This window comes from Blautia sp. MB18-30, assembly GCF_023669475.1.
Lineage (GTDB): Bacteria > Bacillota > Clostridia > Lachnospirales > Lachnospiraceae > Blautia_A > Blautia_A fusiformis.
This window is the reverse complement of record NZ_JAMOYY010000035.1, coordinates 1-22,711: the sequence shown is the minus strand read 5'-3', so window position 1 is coordinate 22,711 and position 22,711 is coordinate 1. Positions and strand designations below refer to the sequence as shown.

Here is a 22,711-nt window from a genome sequence, read left to right as displayed (position 1 = left end):
GGTCGAGGATAAGTCATGACGACGACAAAGAAAAAACGCAGAAAAAAATCAGTAAAGAAGCTGAAATACTCTAATAAAAAACTGAATTTTGTCCACATTGCGACACTGGCGGGGATCATTCTGATCCTGCTGGTGATCGTTCTGGCGGCCAGGGGCTGCGGAAAGATCAGCCACAGAACTCCGGAGGGGGTTGTGGAAGGCTACATCAAAGCGGCAGCAGCAGGCAAGAATAAAAAGATGCAGAGCTGTTACAGTGCGGATAAGTTATCGGATGAGGCGAAAACAGAGATTTCCTCCACGATAAAATATTTTCAGGCCCATGGAGTAAAGGATGTAAATATCGACAGCTGTGGCTCCATTTCTGAAAACAAAAATTATTCTTATGTTTATATCCGCTATAATCTTGTTCTGGAGAACGAGCAGGAATATCCATGTATCAGTACCTATCTTGTAAAGGTCCAGGACAAAAAGTATTATCTGTATGCACCTTCTGAGATTTCAGATAAGATCAGCCAGCAGGCTGCCAAGGATTATCAGAAATTTATGACTACGAAAACCTATACAGATTATACAAAGGCTTATGAGGTTTTTCTGAAAAAGAATCCGGGATACGAGGATAAGATCGCAGGGAAACTGAACGGATAAAGCAGAGGCGGGAGGATGTAAGAATGAAGCGGATTTTGCTGATGGTGCTCAGAAATATAGTCTTTGTTCCTTACTGGTGGATCAAGCTTTGCTGGTATGCAGCGCATACAGATGATTATCCGGAAGAGAAGAAATACGCATTCCTGAGACTGGTAGATGAGCATGCCATTGAAGGCGGAAATATCCATATTGATGTGCATGGAGCTGAAAATATCCCAAAAGAAAAGGGATTTATGTTTTTTCCGAATCACCAGGGACTGTTTGATGTGCTGGCGATCATCCGGGCATGCCCGGTTCCTTTTTCGGTAGTTGCCAAGAAGGAAGTTGGAGAGATTCCTTTTCTGAAGCAGGTTTTTGCCTGTATGAAGGCCTTTATCATTGACAGGGAAGACCTGAAGCAGTCCATGCAGGTCATTGTCAATGTAATACGGGAAGTGAAGGCTGGTCGTAATTATCTGATCTTTCCGGAGGGAACCAGAAGTAAAAACGGAAATCATCCGGGGCCGTTCAAGGGCGGCAGCTTCAAGACTGCCACCAAGACGAAATGCCCGATCGTTCCGGTTGCACTGATCGATTCCTTTAAGGCTTTTGATACCGGTTCTACAGAGAGGATCACCGTACAGGTGCATATCCTTCCTCCGATGTATTATGAGGAATACAAAGATATGCATACCACAGAGCTCGCAGAAGAAGTGAAGAGACGGATCGAAAAGGTGATCGAAGAGAATATTATGTAAAAAAGAAAAGACTTTGATGAAGTTGGAACAAAAACATCATCAAGGTCTTTTTTTTGTTGTATGTTTTGTGTAAAAACGAAACGTTTTATTTGTGAATTGTTGGGCATATACAACCAAAAGGTTTGATGATAACATAGAGGCATCCATACAATATAAATAAAAGATGTAAAGAGGACGAACAGATGAAAAAAGAAGAATACCTTTCTCTGATCGATGAGGTGATCGCACAGGGACCGTACACGGATACCTGGGATTCTCTCTGTGAGCATCCTACGCCGAAGTGGTATGCAAGAGATAAATTCGGAATTTTTATCCACTGGGGTGTTTACAGTGTTCCGGCTTTCGGAAATGAATGGTATCCCAGAAATATGTATGTGAAAGGCTCTAAGGAGAACCTGCATCATACAGAGAAATACGGAACTCTGGATAAATTTGGCTACAAGGATTTTATTTCTCAGTTTAAGGCTGAGAAATTTGATCCGAAGGAATGGGCGGCATTATTTAAAGAGGCGGGGGCGAAATTCGTAGTTCCGGTAGCGGAGCATCACGATGGGTTTCAGATGTATGCCAGTGACCTTTGTCGCTGGAACGCTGCTGAGATGGGACCGAAAAGAGATATTCTCGGAGAGCTGAAGACAGAGGTTGAGAAAGAGGGAATGGTTCTCGGTGCTTCTTCTCACAGAGCAGAGCATTACTGGTTCTTTAATGGAGGTCGTCAGATCCCGGAGGCTGATGTCAATGATCCGGAATATGCGGATCTTTATGGGCCGGCAGCAGGAATCACCAGAGATATGAGTGATATTTATGACAATCCTCCGACAGAGGAACATATGCAGGACTGGCTTGTCCGCACCTGCGAGATCGTGGATAAATATCAGCCATCCATTGTGTATTTTGACTGGTGGATCCAGCAGTATGCATGGAAACCGTATCTTCGTAAATTTGCAGCATATTATTACAACCGTTCTGCACAGTGGGGAAAAGAAACAGCTATTGATGCCAAATTTGACGCATATGTTTATGGCAGCGCAGTGAATGATCTGGAAAGAGGTCAGTTAGATCATATCACACCGGATCTGTGGCAGAATGATACGTCTGTAGCTAAGAACTCCTGGGGCTATACCATTGGAAATGATTATAAGAAGCCTTCCGATGTAGTGCTGGATCTGATCGATGTAGTCAGCAAAAATGGTGCACTTCTTCTTAATATTGGACCGAAGCCGGATGGAACAATTCCGGAAGAGGATGCACATATCCTGAGAGAAATGGGAAAATGGCTGAAGGTAAACGGAGAGGCGATATACGGAACCAGATACTGGAAGATATTCGGAGAGGGACCGACGGTGGTTCCGGAGGGACATTTCACGGATACCTATGATAAGCACTTTACTTCTGAGGATATCCGTTTTACAAGTAAGAGCAATCATATTTATGCGACTGTTCTGCACTGGCCGGAGGATGGAGAGATCCATATCAAAGCTCTTGGCAATGATATGAAGCTTTTGAAATCCACGATCCGGGATATTGAGATCCTCGGAACAGATCTGCATCCGGCATTTGCGAGAAATAAAGAACTGGATATTTCCTGCGGAAGAGGGGTTATTGAGGCGGGAGATATGCCGGTGGTATTGAAGATCACAGTAGAATAGCTGTTGGGGGAAGCAAGTAAATTATAATGTCTTTTTGAAAGGACAGAAAGGATAAGGTATTTTAATTATGGGAGATGTAAGATTCACAGGAAACTGGAACTCTGTAAATGCACACACAGTTCCAAAATGGTATGAGGATTGTAAATTTGGAATTTTTATCCATTGGGGAATTTATTCCGTGCCGGCATTTGCACCGCATACATGGGAGTTGGGAGAGGTTGATTCCAAGGAATGGTTTGCGGATAATCCGTATGCAGAATGGTATTACAATTCTCTGAATATTGGAAAAGGCCCTACATATAAGCATCATATAGAAAAATACGGAAAAGATTTCAAATACGAAGATTTTATTCCTATGTGGAAAGCTGAAAACTGGGATCCGAAGCAGTGGGCAGAGATCTTCAAAGAAGCAGGTGCGGAGTATGTTGTTCTGACAACCAAGCATCATGACGGATTCTGCCTGTTCCCAAGTAAATATACACATTTCAATTCCGTAGAAATGGGACCGAAGAGAAATATCACCGGTGAGCTGACAGAAGCTGTCCGTGACGCAGGAATCCGCATGGGCCTGTATTATTCCGGACTGATCGACTGGCAGTATGCAAACGATCCTATTTTTGAGGATGATGATCTGTTTGGAACAGCCAGCCCGACATTTGCATATGCAGATTATTCCTATAATCAGATGAAAGAGCTTGTAGATGATTATGCACCGAGTGTGTTCTGGAATGATATCGGATGGCCGACACAGAGTGAAGAGATGATGCCGTATTTCTTTGCACATTATTACAATAAGGTTCCGGAGGGTGTGGTAAATGACCGTTTCAACGGACGTTATCACGATTTCCTTACTAAGGAATATAAATCCGGTTCTGTAAACAGAAATGAGAAATGGGAGATGTGCCGTGGAATGGGCTTATCCTTCGGTTATAATGCCAACGAAGGCGATGACAAGCTGATTTCTGTTCCGGATCTGATCTCACTTCTTGTCGGAACAGTGGCAAATAACGGAAATCTTCTCCTGAACATCGGCCCAAAGGCAGATGGAACTATCCAGGAGGAGCAGGTAAGAAGACTGAAGATCCTGGGTGCATGGCTGAAGGTAAACCATGACGGTATTTACGGAACACGCTGCAGTGACCGTGAATCTGAGCTGCTTGAGAGTGGAATCGAGCTCCATTATACACAGAAAGACGGAAATCTGAATGTGTTTGCAGATCATCTGAAGGAAGGCGCCAATGAATTCCTGATCAAGGGCTATCACGGAGCGCTGAGACCATTTGATCCGGCAGTGAAGGTAGAAACTGAAGATACTGCAGAAGGACTTCTTGTGAAGATTCCGGAATATAAAGAAGATATGTATGTGGTTGGATTAACCAACAGATTCTAAATGATGAACATGAGGACCGGATGTATGTCGGTCCTTTTGGTGCTGCATGGGAGAAGATCGTGGATATCCGATCGATTCTCAGGGAGGGAGCTTTTATGTTTGGGAAAAAAATCGCAATACTGTTATCAACGGCAATGATCCTGACAGGGTCCTGTGTATCTTCTGTGGCTGTACATGCACAGGAAGCATCGGCAGCAGGTGTGCAGAGCACTGCAAAGCTTGTTGCGAAGGGCTCCTGTGGAAGCAAAGCTGTTTACCGGTTGTACTCCAATGGAAACCTGCAGATACAGGGAAAAGGGGAGGTTAAGGTTACCGATGATTTTTCATACAGATCAGCAACGATAAAAACGGTAACCGTTGCATCTGGGATCACGGGAATCGGTGACAGAACCTTTTCAGACTGCAGAAATATGAAGAGGATTTCGTTGCCGGGAACTCTGCGGAGTATTGGAGTAAGAGCATTTGGAGATACTGCGATCACCAGGATCAAGCTTCCTGATGGACTGAAAAGCATTGGTGCATATGCTTTTTACCAGAGTAAGCTTATGAGCCTGGATGTACCGAAAACTGTGACAAAAATTGATGAATATGCTTTCAGTTACTGTAACAATCTGGAATCTGTCAGCATTCCGGGAAGTGTGAAAATATTACCGGAATCGTTATTTGAGGCGGATATGAAGCTGAAAAAGGTTACGCTTGGACAGGGCGTTTCCAGGATAGAAAGAGCGGCCTTTCGGCATTGCGGTTTGACAGGAGTAAGCTTTCCGGACAGTGTTACGGTTATTGGTGAAGGTGCGTTTTCTTTTTGTCCAGATCTCAGAAAGGTGTCGTTGCCGAAGAAGCTTACAGAGATCGGGAACGGTGTATTCAGTAATTGTCGAAAACTGGGGAATATTACAGTACCTGCCAGTGTGAAAAAGATCAGAAGCCATGCTTTTTATGATTGCCTGGCAATGAAAAAGATTACGATCCTCAACAGTAAAACAGTGATAGAAAAAGAAGCGATCGGCTATAATTTCAATAGTGGAAAAAATAAAACTTTTGTCATTGCCGGAAAAAAGGGTTCTACTGCTCAGACTTACGCAAAGAAAAAAGGGTTCCGTTTTTTGAACAATACTGCCGCAGTAAGGACCGCAAAGATGACCGGCGTGCCCAAAACAAAAACCATACTTCGTGGAAAAACATATACGATCCAGGCAGTGACCGTGCCGTATTACAGCGACGAAAAGATTCTTTTCCGTTCCTCGGATCGCAGGATCGCTACGGTAAATTCCAAAGGTGTTGTAAAGGGAATCCGAAAAGGGACGGCCGTGATCACCGTGCAGAGCGGAGCGAAAAAACTGAACTGTAAGATAACGGTGAAGTAACGATGAAGCAGGCGTACGTAAAATCGCCATAACAGTGAAAGAATACAAAAGAAAATAAAAACAGAAGCCCGGCAGATGAAACATGGAGAGTTTTCACATGTGCAGCTGCCGGGTTTTTTATAAATATAGAAAACCCTTAAAATAAGGAATAAAATAGCTTGTTATACCCTTAAAATAAGGGTATATTAATAAAAAAGGGGGAATCTAAAATGACAGGATATGCTGTGAAACATTCGATACGGGCAGAAGATATACGAATTTTAAGGAAGAAATTGAAGCTTACACAAAAAGATTTTGCAAAGTTAGTAAATGTATCTCAGAAAACAATAGAAAGATGGGAAAGTGAAAATAGGGATATTACAGGACCGATTACGACATTAGTTCATATTTTAAATGAGTATCCTCAGATTGAGGAAAACCTCCGCGTGCCGGAAAAAGAATATCCGATACGTTTATGGTACATGTTTAAGAGAGAAATATGTACGATTATTGATGTGGATGAGAGAAGCAGAAAAGTAAAAATATATAATTATACAAACAATTTTATTAAAAAAGCATTTGGCCGAAATGAAAAACCAACCTTTGAAGAATACGAGGAATTTCTGGAATCTCGTTGTTTCCCGAGACAACGAGACAAAATAAAATTGGTATTAGAAGATTTGAATCTGCCATTCTATGATCCGTTTATGATCATAGAAAAGACCGAAGGAAGAATGGCAGAGGATGATTTCTGGATCAGGATTGAGAGGTAAAGATGGTACAGCTTTTTGAACAGGATATCAAAACAAATGACAGACAATCGTCAAAAGGAAACCAATTGAAATGGTGCAGGAATAATGTATGGTATAAAGCTGATTATATGGGATATGAGGGATTGGTGGAATATGTTGTTTCACGTTTGCTGGAAAAATCTTCGCTGAAACAGGAAGAGTATGTTTTATATAAAACAGAAGAGATTAATTATAAGAGAAGAAAATATCTGGGATGTAAAAGTGAAAATTTTTTGCCTGAGGGATGGCAGCTTATTACATTAGAAAGACTTTTTTATGGATTTTATAATGAAAGTCTTTATAAAAAATTATTCACGATTCCAGAACATTCGGAAAGACTGGAATTTATAGTAGATCAGACGGAACGCATTACGGGAATTAGCGATTTTGGAAAGTATATGAGTAAGATCCTGGCAATTGATACATTTTTTATGAATGAAGATCGGCATATGCATAATATTGGAGTTTTAATGGATGCAGAAGAAAAATATCATTTATGTCCAATATTTGATAACGGTGCAGGACTGCTATCAGATATACAGATGGATTATCCGATGGAAGAAAACATAAATAATCTGATGGAGGAGGCACGATCGAAAACTCTGTGTGAAGATTTTGATGAGCAGATCGAGATTGCGGAAGAATTGTATGGTCAGCAGATAAGTCTGGAATTTACTAAAAAAGACGTAAAAGAAATATTGGATATGGAAAGTTATTATCCGCAGGAATATAAAGAAAGAGTATTTGAGATTATTATGAACAGGAGAAGAAAGTACAGATATTTATTTTGAATAACTGTGCGTCGTATTCTTGGCATTTTGGTAATAAAGCAGGTGCAAAAGTTTTCACATGTGCAGCTGCCAGGTTTTTATAGTAGAAAAAATGTTAAAAAATGTCTGTAAACAGACAAAATATGACGAAAATATTCTAAACAAAGTTTGATTAAATGTGATGGGAAATTTATAATTTTGGTATAAATATGAATTGGAAAATGGGGGAAATCTATGAAGAAAAAGAACATTGCATGGCTGCTGTCCGCGGCTATGATCCTGACAACAGCGGCGGCTCCGGTGGAGACTGTGTCTGTGTATGCGGCTGAGGAATTTCAGGCAGATGAAACAGAAGTAGCAGGAACAGAAAACGGAGATACAGCGACAGAGACAACAGCGGAAATTGCAGTAGATGCAGCGGAAAATGAAACTGCAGGAGCGGATGAAAGTGAGGAAACTGTCGCTGCAGCGTCAGACGCAGAAGGCGAGGAAGAAACTGAAAGTGAAGTATCCGATGAGAATGCGCAGGCTGACGATGCCAGTAATCTGGAGATGTTTGACGACAGTGCAGAGGAACTGAATGTAGAGACAGAAGCAGACAGCTCTGAGAATGTAGAACTGGAAGCAGAAGTGGAAAATGGTTTTTCAGATGGAGAAGCTGTGATAGCTGGTGCGGGCGACAGTTCGGAAGTTGTTGACAGTGGAAGCTGTGGAAGTAATGCTACTTATAAGCTGTATGGGGATGGACGGCTTGTGATTGAAGGTAGTGGTGTGGCATTTTCCTGGCAGTTTAGAAATGATGAAAGGATTAAAAGCATAGAAATTGGAGAAGGAATTACTTCTCTTAATTGTGGGTCATGGGATGGTATATTTCAGGATTGTAAGAATTTAACCAGTGTTACATTACCAAAAAGTTTAACAAGTTTGGGAAATTATACATTTTCAGGTTGTAGTAATTTAAGTACAATTATATTGTCGGAAAACCTGACAAGTATTGGAGAATGCGCATTCAGCAATTGCGATAGTTTAAGCAGTATTAATATTCCTAAGAGTGTGTCAACAATAGAAAGAGAGACATTTTATGGATGCAGCAATCTGAAAGATGTTGTATTAAAGGATGGAGTAACGACTATAGGTGAAGGTGCATTTCAGTATTGCAGCAGTCTGAGCAATATTAATATTCCTAAAAGTGTAACATCAATAAAACAGAGAGCATTTAGCCAATGTGGAAAGCTGAATAATATTGTATTACCAGAGGGACTTACAACTATTGAAGAAAGTATGTTCTATAATTGCAATAGTCTGAGCAGTATTAATATTCCCAACAGTGTGACATCAATTGGAAAGGCTGCGTTTGAGAACTGCAGCAGCTTAAGCAATATTGTTTTGCCGGATAGCCTGACAACTTTAGGAGAGAACGCATTTGGAAATTGTGAGAAGCTCAGCAATGTAACACTTTCCAAAAATCTGAAAAGTATAGAAGCGAATACTTTTTATAATTGCAGTAGCCTAACAGCTATTGAAATTCCGGATAATCTGACAGATATAGGAACAGGAGTATTTTCCGGTTGTTCAGATTTGAGAAGTGTTAAACTTCCATACGGACTTAAACGTATAAATAATTCTATGTTTTCAGGGTGCGGAAGATTGAACAGTATTGTAATTCCAGACGGTGTCACAGAAATTGGAGAAGCGGCTTTTTCAGGCTGTGGAAGACTGACGGAAATTAATCTGCCAGCTGGAATGACAACGATTGAAGCTGGCGCATTTAGGAACACTGGGGTAACAGAGTTCAAATTACCAAATGGACTGAAAACAATCGGAGACAGTGCATTTTCAAGTGGTCAATACAGTACGATGATAGTTCCGGGATCCGTAACAGATATAGGAAAATATGCATTTGCAAGTAATGACAATTTAAAAACAGTTGAACTTCCGGACAGTATCACCGAGATCAAAGACGGTACATTTGATGATGATGACAATCTTGAAAGCATAAAATTCCCGAAGAATCTGAAAACAATTGGAGAGCATGCATTTACCTGGTGTCGTAGCATTAAGAGTCTAGAACTTCCAGATAGTGTAACAGAAATTGGGGAATATGCATTTTCAATCTGTTATGGTCTCGAAGCAATTCATTTATCAAAAGGACTGACAAGTGTTGTATATGGTACATTTGTAGACTGCAGTAAACTTAAAGACATCACCATCCCAGAAAATGTAACCAAGATTGACACCGATGCATTTAAAGGCTGCCAGGCGCTCAGAAGTGTTTACATTCCAGGAAATTCTGTAAAAATCGAGAAACGTGCGATCGGCTACAATTCAGATACTGAGAAGAACAGTACACTTGTGATCATAGGCCATAAAGGTTCCACAGCCGAAACCTATGCAGCAGGAGAAAGCTTTGCCTTCCATAATGTTGCAGATCCGTTAACACATTATGCAAGTGTTGAGCCAACCTGTATAAACGAGGGAAATATCGAATACTGGCATTGCAATGTATGTGGAAAAGATTTCAGTAATGAGGCAGGAACTGTAGTTTCCGGTGAGACAAAAATCGAGAAGCTTGAACATAAATTTACCTGGGTTGACTGGAAAGAAGCAACCTGTACGGAAGATGGAAACAGAGGTTACTGGCATTGTGAATCCTGCGGAAAAAATTATGATGATACATACAATGGAAATGAATTAGAATCTGTAGTATATCCTGCAACAGGCCATGAACTGGAATTAGTTCCGGGATTAGCTGCCAATTGCTGGAACTCAGGCAGACGTGAATACTATCAGTGCATGAAATGCGGAAAGTGTTTTTTGGACAAAGAGGCAAAAAAGGAGATTTCTGATCCGAATGATGAGTTGATTACTCCTATACTGGGGCATGAATGGTCAGAATGGAAATTGCGGGAGATTGCAACAGGTGCTCATGGATACCAGATTGGAAAAAGCTACCCGATAGATGCATCAGAGGCTTATCAGAATGAGAGAACTTGTAAGCGGTGCGGACAGATAGAATTTGGAGAAATTCTGACTTATACGGTCCATGTTAATGTAGATCAGACTACCATGAAATATGGCCAGTCCACAACTGCAGTCCGTGCTTCCGGTTTTACAAAAGGAGATTATGTAAAGAGTGTAACAGCAAGAAATAAGAATCTTGTAACAGTGTCCAATGTCAGCAAAAATGGTACATTCAAACTTACTGCAAAAAACAAATCCGGAAAAACGTATGTGGATATTAATTTAAAAAGTGGAGTATCAGTTGCTGTAATGATAACCGTTCAGAAAGGCAAGGTATCTACCCGCTACATCACAAACCTGAAATCCACCCGCATCTACAAAGGAAAAACAGTAACTCTGAAACCAGTTCTTGACCCGATCACAAGTCAGGATAAGGTTACATACAGCACTTCAAACAAGAACATCGCAACTGTAAATTCCAAAGGTGTTGTCACAGGAAAACAGGTAGGAACTGCAAAGATTACAGTAAAAGCCGGAAGCAAAAAATCAGTTGTTACCATCAAGGTAATGCCAAAAGTCAAAACAACAAAACTCACCGGTGTACCAAAAACAAAGACCGTGAACAGAGGAAAAACCTTCACCATCAAAGCCGTTGCAACACCAAGAAATACTGATGAGAAGGTCACTTATAGATCATCCAACAAAAAAATCGCAACTGTCACATCCAAAGGAGTTGTAAAAGGCATCAGAAAAGGAACTGCAACTATCACCGTTCAGAGTGGTTCTAAAAAACTGACCTGTAAGGTAACGGTTAAATAATTCAAGGGATATTAGCAATCCGCATTTGTTATTTGCTCATAGTTATATCTTATATATTTGAGCACGCAAAACAGACTGGAGCTTGATAAGAATATATATCAGGTTCTCAGTCTGCTTTTGTATGTCTGGAGAATTATGTCGAAAAAATTTCATTGCGGAATAATGATATAAAAGCGTATAATTAAATGGAAGAAATAGTGGTTATCGAATAAAGATGTTTTATCAGATAGAAGGGGGCGGGATTATGCCGGTATCGATGAAGACATTGTTGGAACAATACACAAAAATATTACAGAAAATATATGGGAAACATTTGAAAAGTGTTATTTTATACGGCTCATATGCCAGAGGAGATTATAGAGAAGATTCTGATATCGATATTATGATTCTCCTTGATCTGTCTGATATAGATATTAAGCAGTATCGTCATGAATTGGCAGGAGAAACTTTTGATTTTAATATGGATCATGATCTTGATATTAAGCCAATTGCAAAAAGTGAAAAACATTTTCTGAATTGGGTTGATGTTTATCCATTTTATGCAAATGTAAAGAAAGAGGGGGTAAAATTATTTGATGCAGCCTGATGAAAAAGGAACGCAGAAAGATCTTATTTTTTATCGGATTGAAACTGCCCAAAGTGATATTAAAGCTGCGGAAATTCTTTTGAATGCAAAAGAATTTCGAGGTGCTAATAATCGGGCATATTATGGTATTTATCATGCAATTTCAGCAATACATGCACTAGATGGAAATGCATATAAACGTCATAAAGATGCATTAGCAAATTTCAATAAGAATTATATTAAAACAGAGATTTTTCCCAGAAAACTTGGACGAAAAATCGTAGAAGCAGAAGAAATCAGACATGCCAGCGATTATGATGATTTTTATATTGCAACAAGAGAAGAAGCAGAAGAACAGATAGAAACGGGTAAACAATTATTGGAATTGATAGAAGAATATATCAAAAGAAAATTAAAGGACAATAATAAGTGATGATCGCAAAAAATACCTTCCACAGTAACTCTGTGTAAGGTATTTTTTTGTAGTGCGCCTTGCTTGGTAATGTAATGCTAAATGAGATGGGCAAGGCGCAGAATCCGGGTGGTCTACTGGAAGATGCAGCAAAAAAAAGAATACGTTTTCACAAAATAAGATTGACTTTTTTCAAAACTCTTATTATCATATAAAACATATTTAATTACTATGAAATAAGGAATGATAAAAAGTTCTGTTACACAGATGACGTTGAGCAGCTTACAGGACTGGCAGCGGGCAGACTTTTTTCAGAAGGAGGGGACGGGTACATGTCCATCAAGAAGATCGCAGAAAAGGCAGGGGTTTCACCGGCGACGGTTTCCAGAGTTTTGAATAATCCCAATTATAAATGTTCTGTTTCCGGACTCAGGGACAAGATATGGAAAACAGCTATCGAGATGAATTATGTGCCCAACGAGGCGGCCCGGAATCTGAAAAAAGGCGTTTCCGCAAAGCAGGAGAAAACCTGGTACATCAATATCCTGATGACAAGAACCGATTCTTCCACAACGGATCCGTTTTTTGCGGAGCTCCTTCGGGTGATCGAAAGTGAGATTCATGATAAAAACTGCATTCTTTCCAAAGTATGGTATATGTCTGTGTTTTCCGATGACCGGAAGTGCCGAAGGGAGAATCTTGACCGGCTGATCGACGGAATGTATGACGAGGTGGAAGGGAAAAGGGACGGACTGATCATTATCGGCAGATGTAATAAAGAGGCTTTGAAGAAGCTGAATAAGAAGTATAAGAGTGTGGTATCGGTGAACCGGAATTCTACCAATTATGAAGTGGATGAGGTCCTTTGTGATGGGAAAAAGATCGCAGCAGCGGCAGTGGAATATCTGATCTTCCTGGGGCATAAAAATATCGGTTATATTGGCCAGTGTCACAGCGAGGACCGGTATAACGGGTATCTGGAAACACTGAAGAAGCATGATCTGGATGTGATACCGGAGTATGTTATCGAAACAAAGCAGACTGAGGCCGAGGGTTATGAGGCCATGGAAAAGTTCTTCCAGTCGGACGACATGCCAACCGGAATCTACTGTGCCAATGATATTTCAGCAATCGGAATGCTGAAGTGCCTGAATAAATTTCGGAACCGGTATTATATGCCTTCGATCATATCCAGCGATGATATACAGGAGGCACAGTTTACCAGACCGATGCTGACAACGGTGAGCTTGCCCAAGGAGGATATGGGAAAATTTGCATTATACCTGCTGCTGGACCGGCTGAAGGGCGGGCATTCCGGTATTGTGCGAATGGAGCTGGAAGGCAGACTGATGATACGGAACAGCTGCAGCAGTGTGGAGGACAGTATGTGGAGCGATTATTGTATCTGAGTGTTGCGGATGCGCAGATATAGTGACAGACAGGATGCGGATGCACTATGACCAGAGTATTTCGTGAAAACGTTTTCAGATATTCCTATTTAATTAATGGGAATAATATGGTTTAATGTATTCAATTCAAACAAAAAAATTACAGAACCACAGTAAACGGAAAGAACAGGTATGATTTGACAGCGAAATGAAGCAGTTACATTGGTGGGAAAAAGATTTCCAAATAAAAATGTGGTTGTAAAGGAGTACACAGATTATGAAAAGAAAACGCATCGCAGGTGTCTGTATCACACTGGCAGCAGTGGTACTGGCAGGAACTTTTGCAGTATCGGGAAACAATACAAAGGATAAAAATCATGTGGAGATCATCAATGTGTCCTATGATCCGACCAGAGAATTTTATGAAGCATATAATAAGATTTTTTCAAAATATTGGAAAGAGGAAACAGGTCAGAGTGTGGATGTGATCCAGTCTCATGGCGGTTCCGGAAAGCAAGCCCTTGAGATTTCCAACGGACTTCCTGCAGATGTGGCGACACTTGCTCTGGAATATGATATTGATGCGATCCGGAATGCCGGTCTGATCGACAAGGGCTGGATCGATGAATATCCGGATGACAGTGCTCCTTATACTTCCACCATTGTATTTCTTGTTCGGAAGGGAAATCCAAAGAATATCCAAGATTGGGATGATCTGACAAAGGATGGTGTGGGGGTGATCACTCCCAATCCGAAAACCTCCGGTGGTGCCCGCTGGAATTATATGGCAGCCTGGGCTTATGCCAATGAGAAATATAACGGCAACGAGACAGAGATGAAAGCCTTTATCAAGAAGCTTTACAAAAATGTCCTGGTTCTGGATTCCGGAGCAAGAGGTGCCACAACCTCTTTCGTGGAAAACGGGCAGGGTGATGTGCTGATCGCCTGGGAAAATGAAGCGTTTCTTTCTGTAAGGGATAATCCGGATGATTACGAGATCGTAACGCCGGGCATCAGTATCCTGGCACAGCCATCCGTTGCTGTTGTAGATGAAAATGTGAAAAAGCATGATAATGCAGAAGCTGCGAAAGCATATCTGAAATATCTGTATTCCGATGAAGCTCAGGAGCTGATCGCGGAGAATTACTATAGGCCGGTTGATCAGACGATCCTGAAAAAGCATGCAGATACTTTTGATCTGAAGGTGAAGCTGACAACAATCAAAGATTTCGGCGGCTGGGATGCAGTTCAGAAAAAGCATTTCGCAGACGGCGGAGTGTTTGATGAGATCTATGAAGAGTAGAAGAGCCTGAGATTTTGTAACAGACCAGAGAGTTGTAGAAGAGTCAGAGATTTGCAACAGACCGGGAATTTGTAACAGACCAGAAACTTAGAATAGAAAAGCGGGGAGACAGAAATGAAGAAACAACAGAGTAAACGTGTGATACCAGGCTTTGGACTGACAATGGGAGTGACTTTGGCGATGCTGAGTATCGTAGTTCTGATCCCTCTTGCGTCTCTGACAGTATACTCGGCGCGGCTGGGTTTTCGGGAATTTATTGAGGTGATCACACGGCCGAGGGTTTTGTCCGGATTCTATGTAAGCTTTATTACCGCATTTGCGGCCACAGTGATCAATGCTATTATGGGACTGGTCCTTGCGTGGGTGCTGGTAAGATATGATTTTCCGGGAAAAAGGATCATGGATGGAATGATCGAGCTGCCTTTTGCACTGCCGACTGCAGTTGCCGGTATCTCACTGACATCCCTGACATCCGATAAAGGTCTGGTGGGAAGCTTTTTTGCAAATTTCGGTATTAAGATCGCATATACCAGAATCGGTATCACGGTGGCATTGATCTTTGTGGGAATCCCTTTTGTAGTCAGGGCCATTCAGCCGGTTCTGGAGAAGCTGGACGGTTCTTATGAGGAGGCGGCTCGTGTCATGGGTGCAAAGCCATTCACCGTTTTTCGCAGAGTTATTCTTCCTGAGCTTCTGCCGGCAATGCTTTCCGGGGCGGGACTTGCCTTCGGACGTTGCCTGGGAGAATACGGAAGCGTTGTTTTTATCGCAGGAAACAAGCCTTATTATACAGAGATCACGCCGCTGATCATCATGTCAAAGCTTCAGGAGTTTGACTATGAAAGCGCAACAGCTATCGCACTGGTTACACTGGCAGTATCATTCCTGATCCTGTTTGGTGTGAATCTGGTGCAGGCAAGAAATACGAAACGTATCAGAGGGAGGGATGCATAATGGATGAAAAAAAGAAGCAGGCTTCCGGGCCGGTGAAATGGATCCTTATCGGGATTTCCGTGATCTTTCTTTTTGTGATGCTGGTACTGCCTCTGGTGGTTGTTGTAACCCAGGCGCTGAGCAAGGGATGGCAGTGCTATGTGCAGGCGGTGACAGATGAGTATACACTGAAGGCGCTGAAGCTGACCATTGAGGCGACGGCTGCGGCTGTTGTATGCAACACGATCTTTGGTTTGTGTGCGGCATGGGCAATGACCAGATTTCATTTTCGGGGAAAAAAACTCCTTACCACTTTGATCGATGTTCCGGTTACGGTATCACCGGTTATCGCAGGTCTTATCTATATCCTGGTTTTTGGAAAGCAGAGTCCTCTTTATTCTGTTCTTGAAAGTGCAGGAATCCAGATTGTATTTGCAGTTCCTGGAATTGTCCTGGCAACGATCTTTGTCACATTTCCATTTGTGTCCAGAGAGATCATACCGGTTCTGGAATCCATAGGGTCCGATGAGGAAGAGGCGGCAGCATTGATGGGAGCAAAAGGCTGGACGATTTTTACCAAGGTGACATTTCCACATATCAAGTGGGCATTTCTCTATGGTGTTGTGCTGTGTACAGCCAGAGCCATGGGAGAGTTTGGAGCTGTGTCCGTACTGTCCGGACATCTCCGTGGAAAAACAAATACACTTCCGCTTCATGTGGAAATTCTTTATAACGAATTCCAGTATGTTCCGGCATTTGCGGTTTCTTCGATCCTGGTGATCCTGGCGGTGATCCTTCTGATCGCAAGAAATGTTCTGGAGCATAAAGGAAAGGGGGAAAAAGGCGATGTACGTTGAGTTAAAAAATATCAATAAAACATATGGGGATTACAAGGCATCTGATAACGTAAGCTTTGGTATCGAAAAGGGGAAGCTGATCGGTCTTCTGGGGCCCAGCGGAAGCGGAAAAACTACGATTCTCCGTATGATCGCCGGTCTGGAGCAGCCGGACAGCGGTGAGATCATCATCGACGGAAGAGTGGTCAATGATGTGCCTGCCAGCGAGCGAGGCATTGGATTTGTGTTCCAGAATTATGCTCTTTTCCGGTATATGACGGTGTATGATAATATTGCATTTGGCCTGAAGGTGCAGAAGGCGGACAAGAAGTATATTAAGCAGAGGGTTATGGAACTGGTAGAGCTAATCGGGCTGAAGGACCTGGAGAAAAGATATCCGAGTCAGCTGTCCGGTGGTCAGAGACAGCGAGTTGCTTTTGCCCGGGCTCTGGCTCCGAATCCGCAGCTTCTCCTTCTGGATGAGCCTTTTGCGGCGATCGATGCAAAGATCCGTACGGAGCTTCGAAGCTGGCTGAAGGATATGATCGAGAAGCTGGGGATCACCAGCATTTTTGTTACTCATGATCAGGATGAGGCTATTGAGGTGGCGGATGAAATTATTATTACCAACCGTGGACGGATCGAGCAGAAGGGAACTCCACTGGAGGTTTATCAGAATCCGGATACTGCGTTTACGGCGGGATTTTTCGGGCAGACTTCTGTGATCGATGATTATCAGGTGTTCAATCACTTCGAGGAAGTTCCGGGAGGCGAAAAAGCCATTGTCCGTCCGGAGTTTGTAAAAGTGACTAAGAAGAACGAGGAGCAGAAATATAAAAGCTCCGCAACAGAGGGCATCGTAGAACGAGTCGCGTTCCGCGGCAGCAGCCTGGAACTGAAAGTCCGTGTAGGAAACACCACACTCAGCGCCAGAAGAAGCCTTGACGAAGAACCCGTCCGGGAAGGCGAAGTTGTGGATGTGTTTGTGCAGAGGATTTTTGTAACAAAGGGAAATGAGGCAGTACTGCTACATAATACAGCTATGGTTGAGGATTGGTTAGTGATATAAAAAAATGCCGCGGGAGCGGCATTTTTTTATGAGCAAGTAGCGTTAGCGGATTGCGAATATCATATGATGTGGCCGCGGAGTGGCATTTTTTTATGAGCAAGTAGCGCTAGCGGATTGCGAATATCATATGATGTGGCCGCGGAGTGGCATTTTTTTATATATGTGAAATTTTTACACCGTAATATTCTGCAAGAGAATCCACCAGATCATCACGGATTTTTTTGTGGTCATTGCCATCCAGGGACATGACACAGGATACCATCTGACGTTTTTTGTCAACGACGCAGTATTGGCCGTAATTGCCGGACAGGATCAGTGTATCTTCCATAGGTCCCATATATATGAAATATCCATAACCATAGCTCTGGTAATCCGGATGCTCCGTCAGTGGATTGTAAGAATCGATATGTTTCTGACAGGCATCAATCACGAATTTTTTTGGGACGATCTGTTTTCCGTTCAGGGAACCCTCATGCAGAAGCAGATGTCCAAAACGAGCCAATTCATCAATCGTCAGATACAGTCCGTTAGCTGCCATACAATGTCCCTGAGGGCAGAGGGTCCAGTCCGGATTCGGAATGCCAACCGGTTCAAAGAAACGATATCGCAGATAATTCAGCAGACCCGTTCCGGATTTCTCTTCCAGAAGAACAGATAAAATATAGGAACAAAAATTGCTGTACACAAAATGAGTACCAGGTGTATATGGAAAAGAATCATTCTGAAAGAAATATCTCACCCAGTCCTTTTCTCTGTATCGCTCTGGTCCATCGCAGAAAAAGAGCGGATCTTTCTGACCGGATGACATGGTAAGAAGATCACGGATCTTTATCTTGTACAGATTTTCAGAAGGGTCGGAAGGGAAATATTTTTCAAACCAAGGATAAATGTATTCATCAAGAGTGATCAGTCCTTCACGTTCTGCGATACCTGCGGCCATTGCAACAAAAGGCTTGCTAATAGACCATATATTTAAACGGGTTTTGACCGGAAAAAGTCTAAATTCTTCTTTTAGAAGATCATTTTTATATATCTGTGCGTAGATGATATTGGAATGATGTTGCTTTGATTTCTCAAGAAAAATATCTAAAATTTCCTGCATGATAATCCCCCCCTGAAATTATTATTCGTAAAAAAGATCAAAGTCTGAATAAAGTTCTTCTAGGTCATGAAGTCGTGTACTGATGGATTTGCACCTGGTTTTGCGGATTTTTGCAACAATACTGTCAAACAGACAATAGAGGCATGAGAAGGAGTTAAATCCCATTTCATTGAGATTGATCTCTATAATGATAGCGTGGTCTGCCAGCGCCCATGCCGGTGATGAAATGCTGTCTGTGATGGCGAGTATCTTTGCACCATGATTTTTGGCAATCTGTGCATATTTCAGAGACCATTTGGTATAGCGGGCAAAAGAGATCAGAAGAACAACTGTATCCTCGGATGCTTCTGTGAGATATTCGAAATTGGAATCGTAAAATTCGTGAACCACCTTGGTATTTCCAAGAAGCTGATTCAACAGAGTTCCCATCCAGAGAGCGGCACTGTAGGAAGAGCGTGCACCAACAATGAGGCGTTTTTTGGCATTGCTCAGATGGGTAACAATCTGATCCATATCTTCCTGATTCAGATGAGATGCCCAGCTTTCCATGGAATGGAGTTCATTGGCAATGATGTTTTGATAAAAATTTCCGCTATCCAGCAGTGAATCGTCTTTTATAACCGTAGGAACGGAAAGAATATCATTCTGTACAGTACGCTGCATTTCAGAAAAACTTTCAAATCCCAGGGAATAGGCAAGGCGTATGATAGTGGTTTCGCTTACGGAAATTTCCTTGCTGAGTTTCGCAAGGGTGGAATAACTGAATGAATCAAGGTGTTGTAATATATATTCGGCAACTTTCTTCTGACCGGCAGAAAGGAAAGATACTTTTTCACGGATCAACTGTTCTATTTTCATGAAAACCTCCTGTACTGTACGATTAGTATAATAAATTATAACAGGTGTAAAGTTTGATTACAATATAATGGAGTAAAAAATTCTTCTTAACATAAAAAAGATGTAAATAATGCACAAATTAAAGTGTGTATTTTTAATAATATTGTCAATAGAAATCTTGAAACCTAGATGTTAATATAGCATTAAATAATTCATATGACGTCAGAAAAAGAATTAATTGCACTATTAATATTAAAGTCAATAAAAAAGGGGGGCTTTTATGTCGTCAACAGTAAAGGAAATAAAAGAAAAAACAGGTTACCTGAAACGAAGTGATCTTTATACAATCGGTGTAGGACAGGCGATTGGATCGGGTGTTCTGACACTGATCGGACCGGCAATTCTTTTGACTGGTCAGTCAGCATGGTTGGCATATGTAGCTGCATGTATCTGGGGATTTATGATGATTGCACCAATTCCATGGATTACATCTACACTGAAACTTGGAGGAGGATTTTATTCTCTGGTAGGAGATATGGCCGGCAAACGAGTTGCCGGTATGTATGCAGTAGGATTTTTGCCACAGACGATCAATCTGGCGACTTATGGTGTGGCAATTGGTATGTATGCAAATTCCCTGTGGCCGCAGATTAATGCGAAATGGTTTGGAATTGCAGCCCTGAGTGTGTTCTTTGCCATCAATCTGTGTGGTGTGGATGTAATGGCGAAGGTACAGAAAATTCTGGTTACCCTGCTGTTTGTTGCACTTGGTCTGTTTATTGTTCTGGGATGCCTCCAGCTGAAAAATCCGGTGTTTGAGTTTACAGCACCAGACTTTTTCTCCAATGGTCCATCCGGATTCTTTTCCGCAATCATGCTGTATGTATATTCAACAAACGGATATTCCTGCATTATGAATTATGGTAAACAGGCAAAAGAGGCACATAAAGATATTCCAAAGGCACTTCTGTACTGTATTCCGACACTGATGGTTATATATGGCGGTGTTGCAATTGTAGCAAGTGGTGTGCTTCCTCTGGATCAGGTAGCCGGACAGCCGCTTACCCTGGTTGCAAAAAATATTTTAAATCCGGCACTTTTCACAGTATTTATGATTGGTGGTCCGGTACTTGCACTGTCTTCATCCATTAATTCAACAATTTCCAATAACTGTATTCCGGTTGCACAGTCCTGTAAAGATGGATGGCTTCCGAAATCATGGGCAGCTCAGAACAGAAGAGGGGCTTACTGGAAACTGATGACATTTACTTATCTTATGGGAATATTACCTGTGTTACTGGACTTTTCTATCAGTGATGTTGTAAATAATATTATGCTTCTGGCATCAGCAGTGGCATTTCTGCAGATTTATGCTTATTTCCAGCTTCCGAAAAAACATGCAGAAGCATGGGAAAAATCACCAATGCATATTTCTAACGGAAAATATTATTTTCTCTGCTGTTTGAGCCTGTTTGCATATATCTGCATTTTTATCAATTCTTGCAGAAGCCTGAAACTTCCGGTAGTAATCATCAGTCTGATAGCCATTGTAGTATGCATGGCTTACGGATGGTTTAGAAGTGTAAGTCCTGATGTAAAGATGGAAACAAGTGTGTGGGAGGATTAATGTTTATGAATAAAGACCAGAACCTGATCAATGAATTTGCTATCAAAACTTTAAAAGAAAATCTCAATGTTATGTATGCGCAGATATGGCGTGAAGGACAGTTAACGGCAGAATATAAAAGAATGCCGGTCAAGACACGCCTTAACACCTGGTCTGCCTGCAAGGGTGTTGTGTCCTGTGCGGCAGGAATCGCACTTGATGAAGGGCTGATTCGACTTGATGAGAAGATTGTGGATATTTTTCCAGAGTATGCACCGGAGAATCCGGAAGGATATCTGGGGGATGTAACGCTGGAAAATATGCTGACAATGACTACAGGTTTGGAAAGCTCTCTGTTTTTCTGTGACTGGCCGGAGCGTTACACAACTCCGGACTGGATCCGATATTTCTTCGAGAATGCGAAAGTGATAAAAAAACCGGGAACAGAATGGCTGTACAGCAATTTTAATACTTATATGATCAGCTGCGCGATTGAAAAACGTGCGGGAGTTAATCTTCTGGAATATTTGAGAAATCGCTTTTTTGAGCCGCTGGGAATTGGAAATCCAGACTGGACTTTGTGTCCGAAAGGGCATGTGCATGCGGCTAATGGACTTTATGTGAATATTGATGAGTTTACCCGGTATGGACAGATGATTCTTCACAAGGGAAATTATAATGGAAAACAGCTGGTGCCAGAGTCGTACATGAAGATGGCAACGTCCAATCTGGTGGATAATTCAGTGGCAGGAAGTCCGGGAAATCTTTATTCCGGTTTTGGATATGGATATCAGTTTGTAATGAATCCGGAAGCCGGTTCCTATCGATCCGATGGAAATTATGGTCAGTTCTGTCTGGCGTTTCCGGATAAAGATGTAGTAGTAACTGTGATGTCACTGGAGGGGGATTTCCAGAAAATAGGAAATCATCTATGGACTACAGTGGTTCCGGAATTATAAGAATTCTGTCTGGCAAATCAGACAATGTAAGAGGGCTTAAATCTTTCTGGCTTGACATTGGTCAGAAACCGTTTTATACTCCTGTCTTTGACAGTTGCTAAACAAAAAAATCGCTGTACCTTTTGATTTTACTGGGGTTCGGCGATTTTTTTGTGTCGTTTTGGAATATAGTATTTTATCCAATGCGTCGTAAAACCCCCTGCTTCAACTATGGGGATATAAGACGCGTCCATCGAATTTATGCAAGTAATGGAATATGGACAAAATAGTAATTGTATTAACTAATGAACTATAGTATAATACAAATATGAACACAACATATAAATCAAACAACAATGTCGTCTATTCCTGTAAATACTATGTAGTATGTTGTCCAAAGTATAGACGAAAAGTATTAATTAATGGTGTGGACGTCCGGCTGAAGGAGCTGCTCACAGAGTATGCTGCAAATCTTTCTGTAGACATCCTGGAAATGGAGATCATGCCAGACCATGTTCATATGCTTTTGGAAGTAGATCCTCAGTTTGGCATCCACAAAGCTGTAAAGTCATTTAAAGGCTATACGTCCAGAATTTTAAGACAGGAATTTCCCT

At 41.7% G+C, this 22,711-nt stretch carries 20 protein-coding genes; 18 read left to right on the top strand and 2 right to left on the bottom strand.

Going from position 1 to position 22,711, the window contains the following annotated elements; genetic code table 11:
• The first annotated feature begins 15 nt into the window (after positions 1-15).
• From NCY57_RS13415 to NCY57_RS13345, 15 genes are all read left to right on the top strand, one after another.
• The gene (locus NCY57_RS13415; protein WP_021651690.1) at positions 16-645 is read left to right on the top strand and encodes a hypothetical protein; all 630 of its coding nucleotides are present in this window, start codon (positions 16-18) and stop codon (positions 643-645) included.
• A gap of 23 nt (positions 646-668) precedes the next feature.
• A complete protein-coding gene (locus tag NCY57_RS13410; RefSeq protein WP_021651689.1) occupies positions 669-1,382 on the top strand; it encodes a lysophospholipid acyltransferase family protein in 714 nt (237 codons plus the stop codon).
• 182 nt (positions 1,383-1,564) lie between these two features.
• On the top strand, positions 1,565-3,031 hold the full coding sequence (locus tag NCY57_RS13405; RefSeq protein ID WP_237972654.1) for an alpha-L-fucosidase: 1,467 nt from the start codon (positions 1,565-1,567) through the stop codon (positions 3,029-3,031).
• Positions 3,032-3,098: 67 nt separating this feature from the next.
• Positions 3,099-4,421: an alpha-L-fucosidase gene (locus NCY57_RS13400; RefSeq protein WP_178688346.1), complete on the top strand. Its 1,323-nt coding sequence runs from the start codon at positions 3,099-3,101 to the stop codon at positions 4,419-4,421.
• Positions 4,422-4,516: 95 nt separating this feature from the next.
• Positions 4,517-5,788 carry a leucine-rich repeat protein gene (locus tag NCY57_RS13395; RefSeq protein WP_195274548.1) on the top strand — a complete coding sequence of 424 codons (1,272 nt, stop codon included), beginning with the start codon at positions 4,517-4,519 and terminating at the stop codon, positions 5,786-5,788.
• Positions 5,789-5,997: 209 nt separating this feature from the next.
• Positions 5,998-6,540 carry a helix-turn-helix domain-containing protein gene (locus NCY57_RS13390; protein WP_161209728.1) on the top strand — a complete coding sequence of 181 codons (543 nt, stop codon included), beginning with the start codon at positions 5,998-6,000 and terminating at the stop codon, positions 6,538-6,540.
• 2 nt (positions 6,541-6,542) lie between these two features.
• Entirely contained in the window at positions 6,543-7,349 is an 807-nt protein-coding gene (locus NCY57_RS13385) for a hypothetical protein (RefSeq protein ID WP_250789754.1), read from the top strand.
• Positions 7,350-7,562: 213 nt separating this feature from the next.
• A complete protein-coding gene (locus NCY57_RS13380) occupies positions 7,563-11,108 on the top strand; it encodes a leucine-rich repeat protein (protein ID WP_173758796.1) in 3,546 nt (1,181 codons plus the stop codon).
• A 244-nt stretch (positions 11,109-11,352) separates the two neighbouring features.
• Positions 11,353-11,694, top strand: coding sequence for a nucleotidyltransferase domain-containing protein (locus tag NCY57_RS13375; protein WP_015526591.1), 342 nt, complete (start codon positions 11,353-11,355; stop codon positions 11,692-11,694).
• Positions 11,681-12,106 (top strand): HEPN domain-containing protein, encoded by a 426-nt coding sequence (locus tag NCY57_RS13370; protein ID WP_044961586.1) that lies wholly within the window; start codon positions 11,681-11,683, stop codon positions 12,104-12,106. Before NCY57_RS13375 ends, NCY57_RS13370 begins: the two co-directional genes overlap by 14 nt.
• A gap of 311 nt (positions 12,107-12,417) precedes the next feature.
• Positions 12,418-13,494: a LacI family DNA-binding transcriptional regulator gene (locus NCY57_RS13365; protein WP_015526593.1), complete on the top strand. Its 1,077-nt coding sequence runs from the start codon at positions 12,418-12,420 to the stop codon at positions 13,492-13,494.
• A gap of 256 nt (positions 13,495-13,750) precedes the next feature.
• Positions 13,751-14,776, top strand: a complete 1,026-nt coding sequence (locus NCY57_RS13360; protein WP_015526594.1) for a sulfate ABC transporter substrate-binding protein — start codon at positions 13,751-13,753, stop codon at positions 14,774-14,776.
• A 114-nt stretch (positions 14,777-14,890) separates the two neighbouring features.
• Complete coding sequence (gene cysT / locus NCY57_RS13355; protein ID WP_114001963.1) at positions 14,891-15,730, top strand: sulfate ABC transporter permease subunit CysT; 840 nt, start codon at positions 14,891-14,893, stop codon at positions 15,728-15,730.
• Positions 15,730-16,566: a sulfate ABC transporter permease subunit CysW gene (gene cysW / locus NCY57_RS13350; protein ID WP_114001962.1), complete on the top strand. Its 837-nt coding sequence runs from the start codon at positions 15,730-15,732 to the stop codon at positions 16,564-16,566. Before cysT ends, cysW begins: the two co-directional genes overlap by 1 nt.
• Complete coding sequence (locus tag NCY57_RS13345) at positions 16,556-17,614, top strand: ABC transporter ATP-binding protein (RefSeq protein ID WP_015526596.1); 1,059 nt, start codon at positions 16,556-16,558, stop codon at positions 17,612-17,614. Before cysW ends, NCY57_RS13345 begins: the two co-directional genes overlap by 11 nt.
• A 154-nt stretch (positions 17,615-17,768) precedes the next feature.
• Here the strand turns inward: NCY57_RS13345 and NCY57_RS13340 are convergent, their stop codons facing one another.
• Positions 17,769-18,716, bottom strand: coding sequence for a serine hydrolase domain-containing protein (locus NCY57_RS13340; protein WP_015526597.1), 948 nt, complete (start codon positions 18,714-18,716; stop codon positions 17,769-17,771).
• A 21-nt stretch (positions 18,717-18,737) separates the two neighbouring features.
• A complete protein-coding gene (locus tag NCY57_RS13335; RefSeq protein ID WP_015526598.1) occupies positions 18,738-19,574 on the bottom strand; it encodes a MurR/RpiR family transcriptional regulator in 837 nt (278 codons plus the stop codon).
• Positions 19,575-19,833: 259 nt separating this feature from the next.
• Here NCY57_RS13335 and NCY57_RS13330 point away from each other — a divergent pair, with 259 nt between their 5' ends.
• The 3 genes from NCY57_RS13330 to tnpA all read left to right on the top strand — a co-directional run.
• Positions 19,834-21,180, top strand: a complete 1,347-nt coding sequence (locus tag NCY57_RS13330) for an APC family permease (protein ID WP_114001961.1) — start codon at positions 19,834-19,836, stop codon at positions 21,178-21,180.
• A gap of 5 nt (positions 21,181-21,185) precedes the next feature.
• Positions 21,186-22,118, top strand: coding sequence for a serine hydrolase domain-containing protein (locus NCY57_RS13325; RefSeq protein ID WP_161206383.1), 933 nt, complete (start codon positions 21,186-21,188; stop codon positions 22,116-22,118).
• A 307-nt stretch (positions 22,119-22,425) separates the two neighbouring features.
• The coding region (gene tnpA / locus NCY57_RS13320) for an IS200/IS605 family transposase (protein ID WP_250789753.1) at positions 22,426-22,711 on the top strand (286 nt) is incomplete at its 3' end.

Coding starts and splice junctions, on each gene's coding strand:
- NCY57_RS13405 (WP_237972654.1), top strand. CDS start 1,565: ATGAAAAAAGAAGAATACCTTTCTCTGATCGATGAGGTGATCGCACAG.
- NCY57_RS13415 (WP_021651690.1), top strand. CDS start 16: ATGACGACGACAAAGAAAAAACGCAGAAAAAAATCAGTAAAGAAGCTG.
- NCY57_RS13375 (WP_015526591.1), top strand. CDS start 11,353: ATGCCGGTATCGATGAAGACATTGTTGGAACAATACACAAAAATATTA.
- NCY57_RS13330 (WP_114001961.1), top strand. CDS start 19,834: ATGTCGTCAACAGTAAAGGAAATAAAAGAAAAAACAGGTTACCTGAAA.
- cysT (WP_114001963.1), top strand. CDS start 14,891: ATGAAGAAACAACAGAGTAAACGTGTGATACCAGGCTTTGGACTGACA.
- NCY57_RS13340 (WP_015526597.1), bottom strand. CDS start 18,716: ATGCAGGAAATTTTAGATATTTTTCTTGAGAAATCAAAGCAACATCAT.
- NCY57_RS13380 (WP_173758796.1), top strand. CDS start 7,563: ATGAAGAAAAAGAACATTGCATGGCTGCTGTCCGCGGCTATGATCCTG.
- NCY57_RS13400 (WP_178688346.1), top strand. CDS start 3,099: ATGGGAGATGTAAGATTCACAGGAAACTGGAACTCTGTAAATGCACAC.
- NCY57_RS13365 (WP_015526593.1), top strand. CDS start 12,418: ATGTCCATCAAGAAGATCGCAGAAAAGGCAGGGGTTTCACCGGCGACG.
- NCY57_RS13390 (WP_161209728.1), top strand. CDS start 5,998: ATGACAGGATATGCTGTGAAACATTCGATACGGGCAGAAGATATACGA.
- NCY57_RS13360 (WP_015526594.1), top strand. CDS start 13,751: ATGAAAAGAAAACGCATCGCAGGTGTCTGTATCACACTGGCAGCAGTG.
- cysW (WP_114001962.1), top strand. CDS start 15,730: ATGGATGAAAAAAAGAAGCAGGCTTCCGGGCCGGTGAAATGGATCCTT.
- NCY57_RS13385 (WP_250789754.1), top strand. CDS start 6,543: ATGGTACAGCTTTTTGAACAGGATATCAAAACAAATGACAGACAATCG.
- NCY57_RS13395 (WP_195274548.1), top strand. CDS start 4,517: ATGTTTGGGAAAAAAATCGCAATACTGTTATCAACGGCAATGATCCTG.
- NCY57_RS13410 (WP_021651689.1), top strand. CDS start 669: ATGAAGCGGATTTTGCTGATGGTGCTCAGAAATATAGTCTTTGTTCCT.
- NCY57_RS13335 (WP_015526598.1), bottom strand. CDS start 19,574: ATGAAAATAGAACAGTTGATCCGTGAAAAAGTATCTTTCCTTTCTGCC.
- NCY57_RS13345 (WP_015526596.1), top strand. CDS start 16,556: ATGTACGTTGAGTTAAAAAATATCAATAAAACATATGGGGATTACAAG.
- NCY57_RS13325 (WP_161206383.1), top strand. CDS start 21,186: ATGAATAAAGACCAGAACCTGATCAATGAATTTGCTATCAAAACTTTA.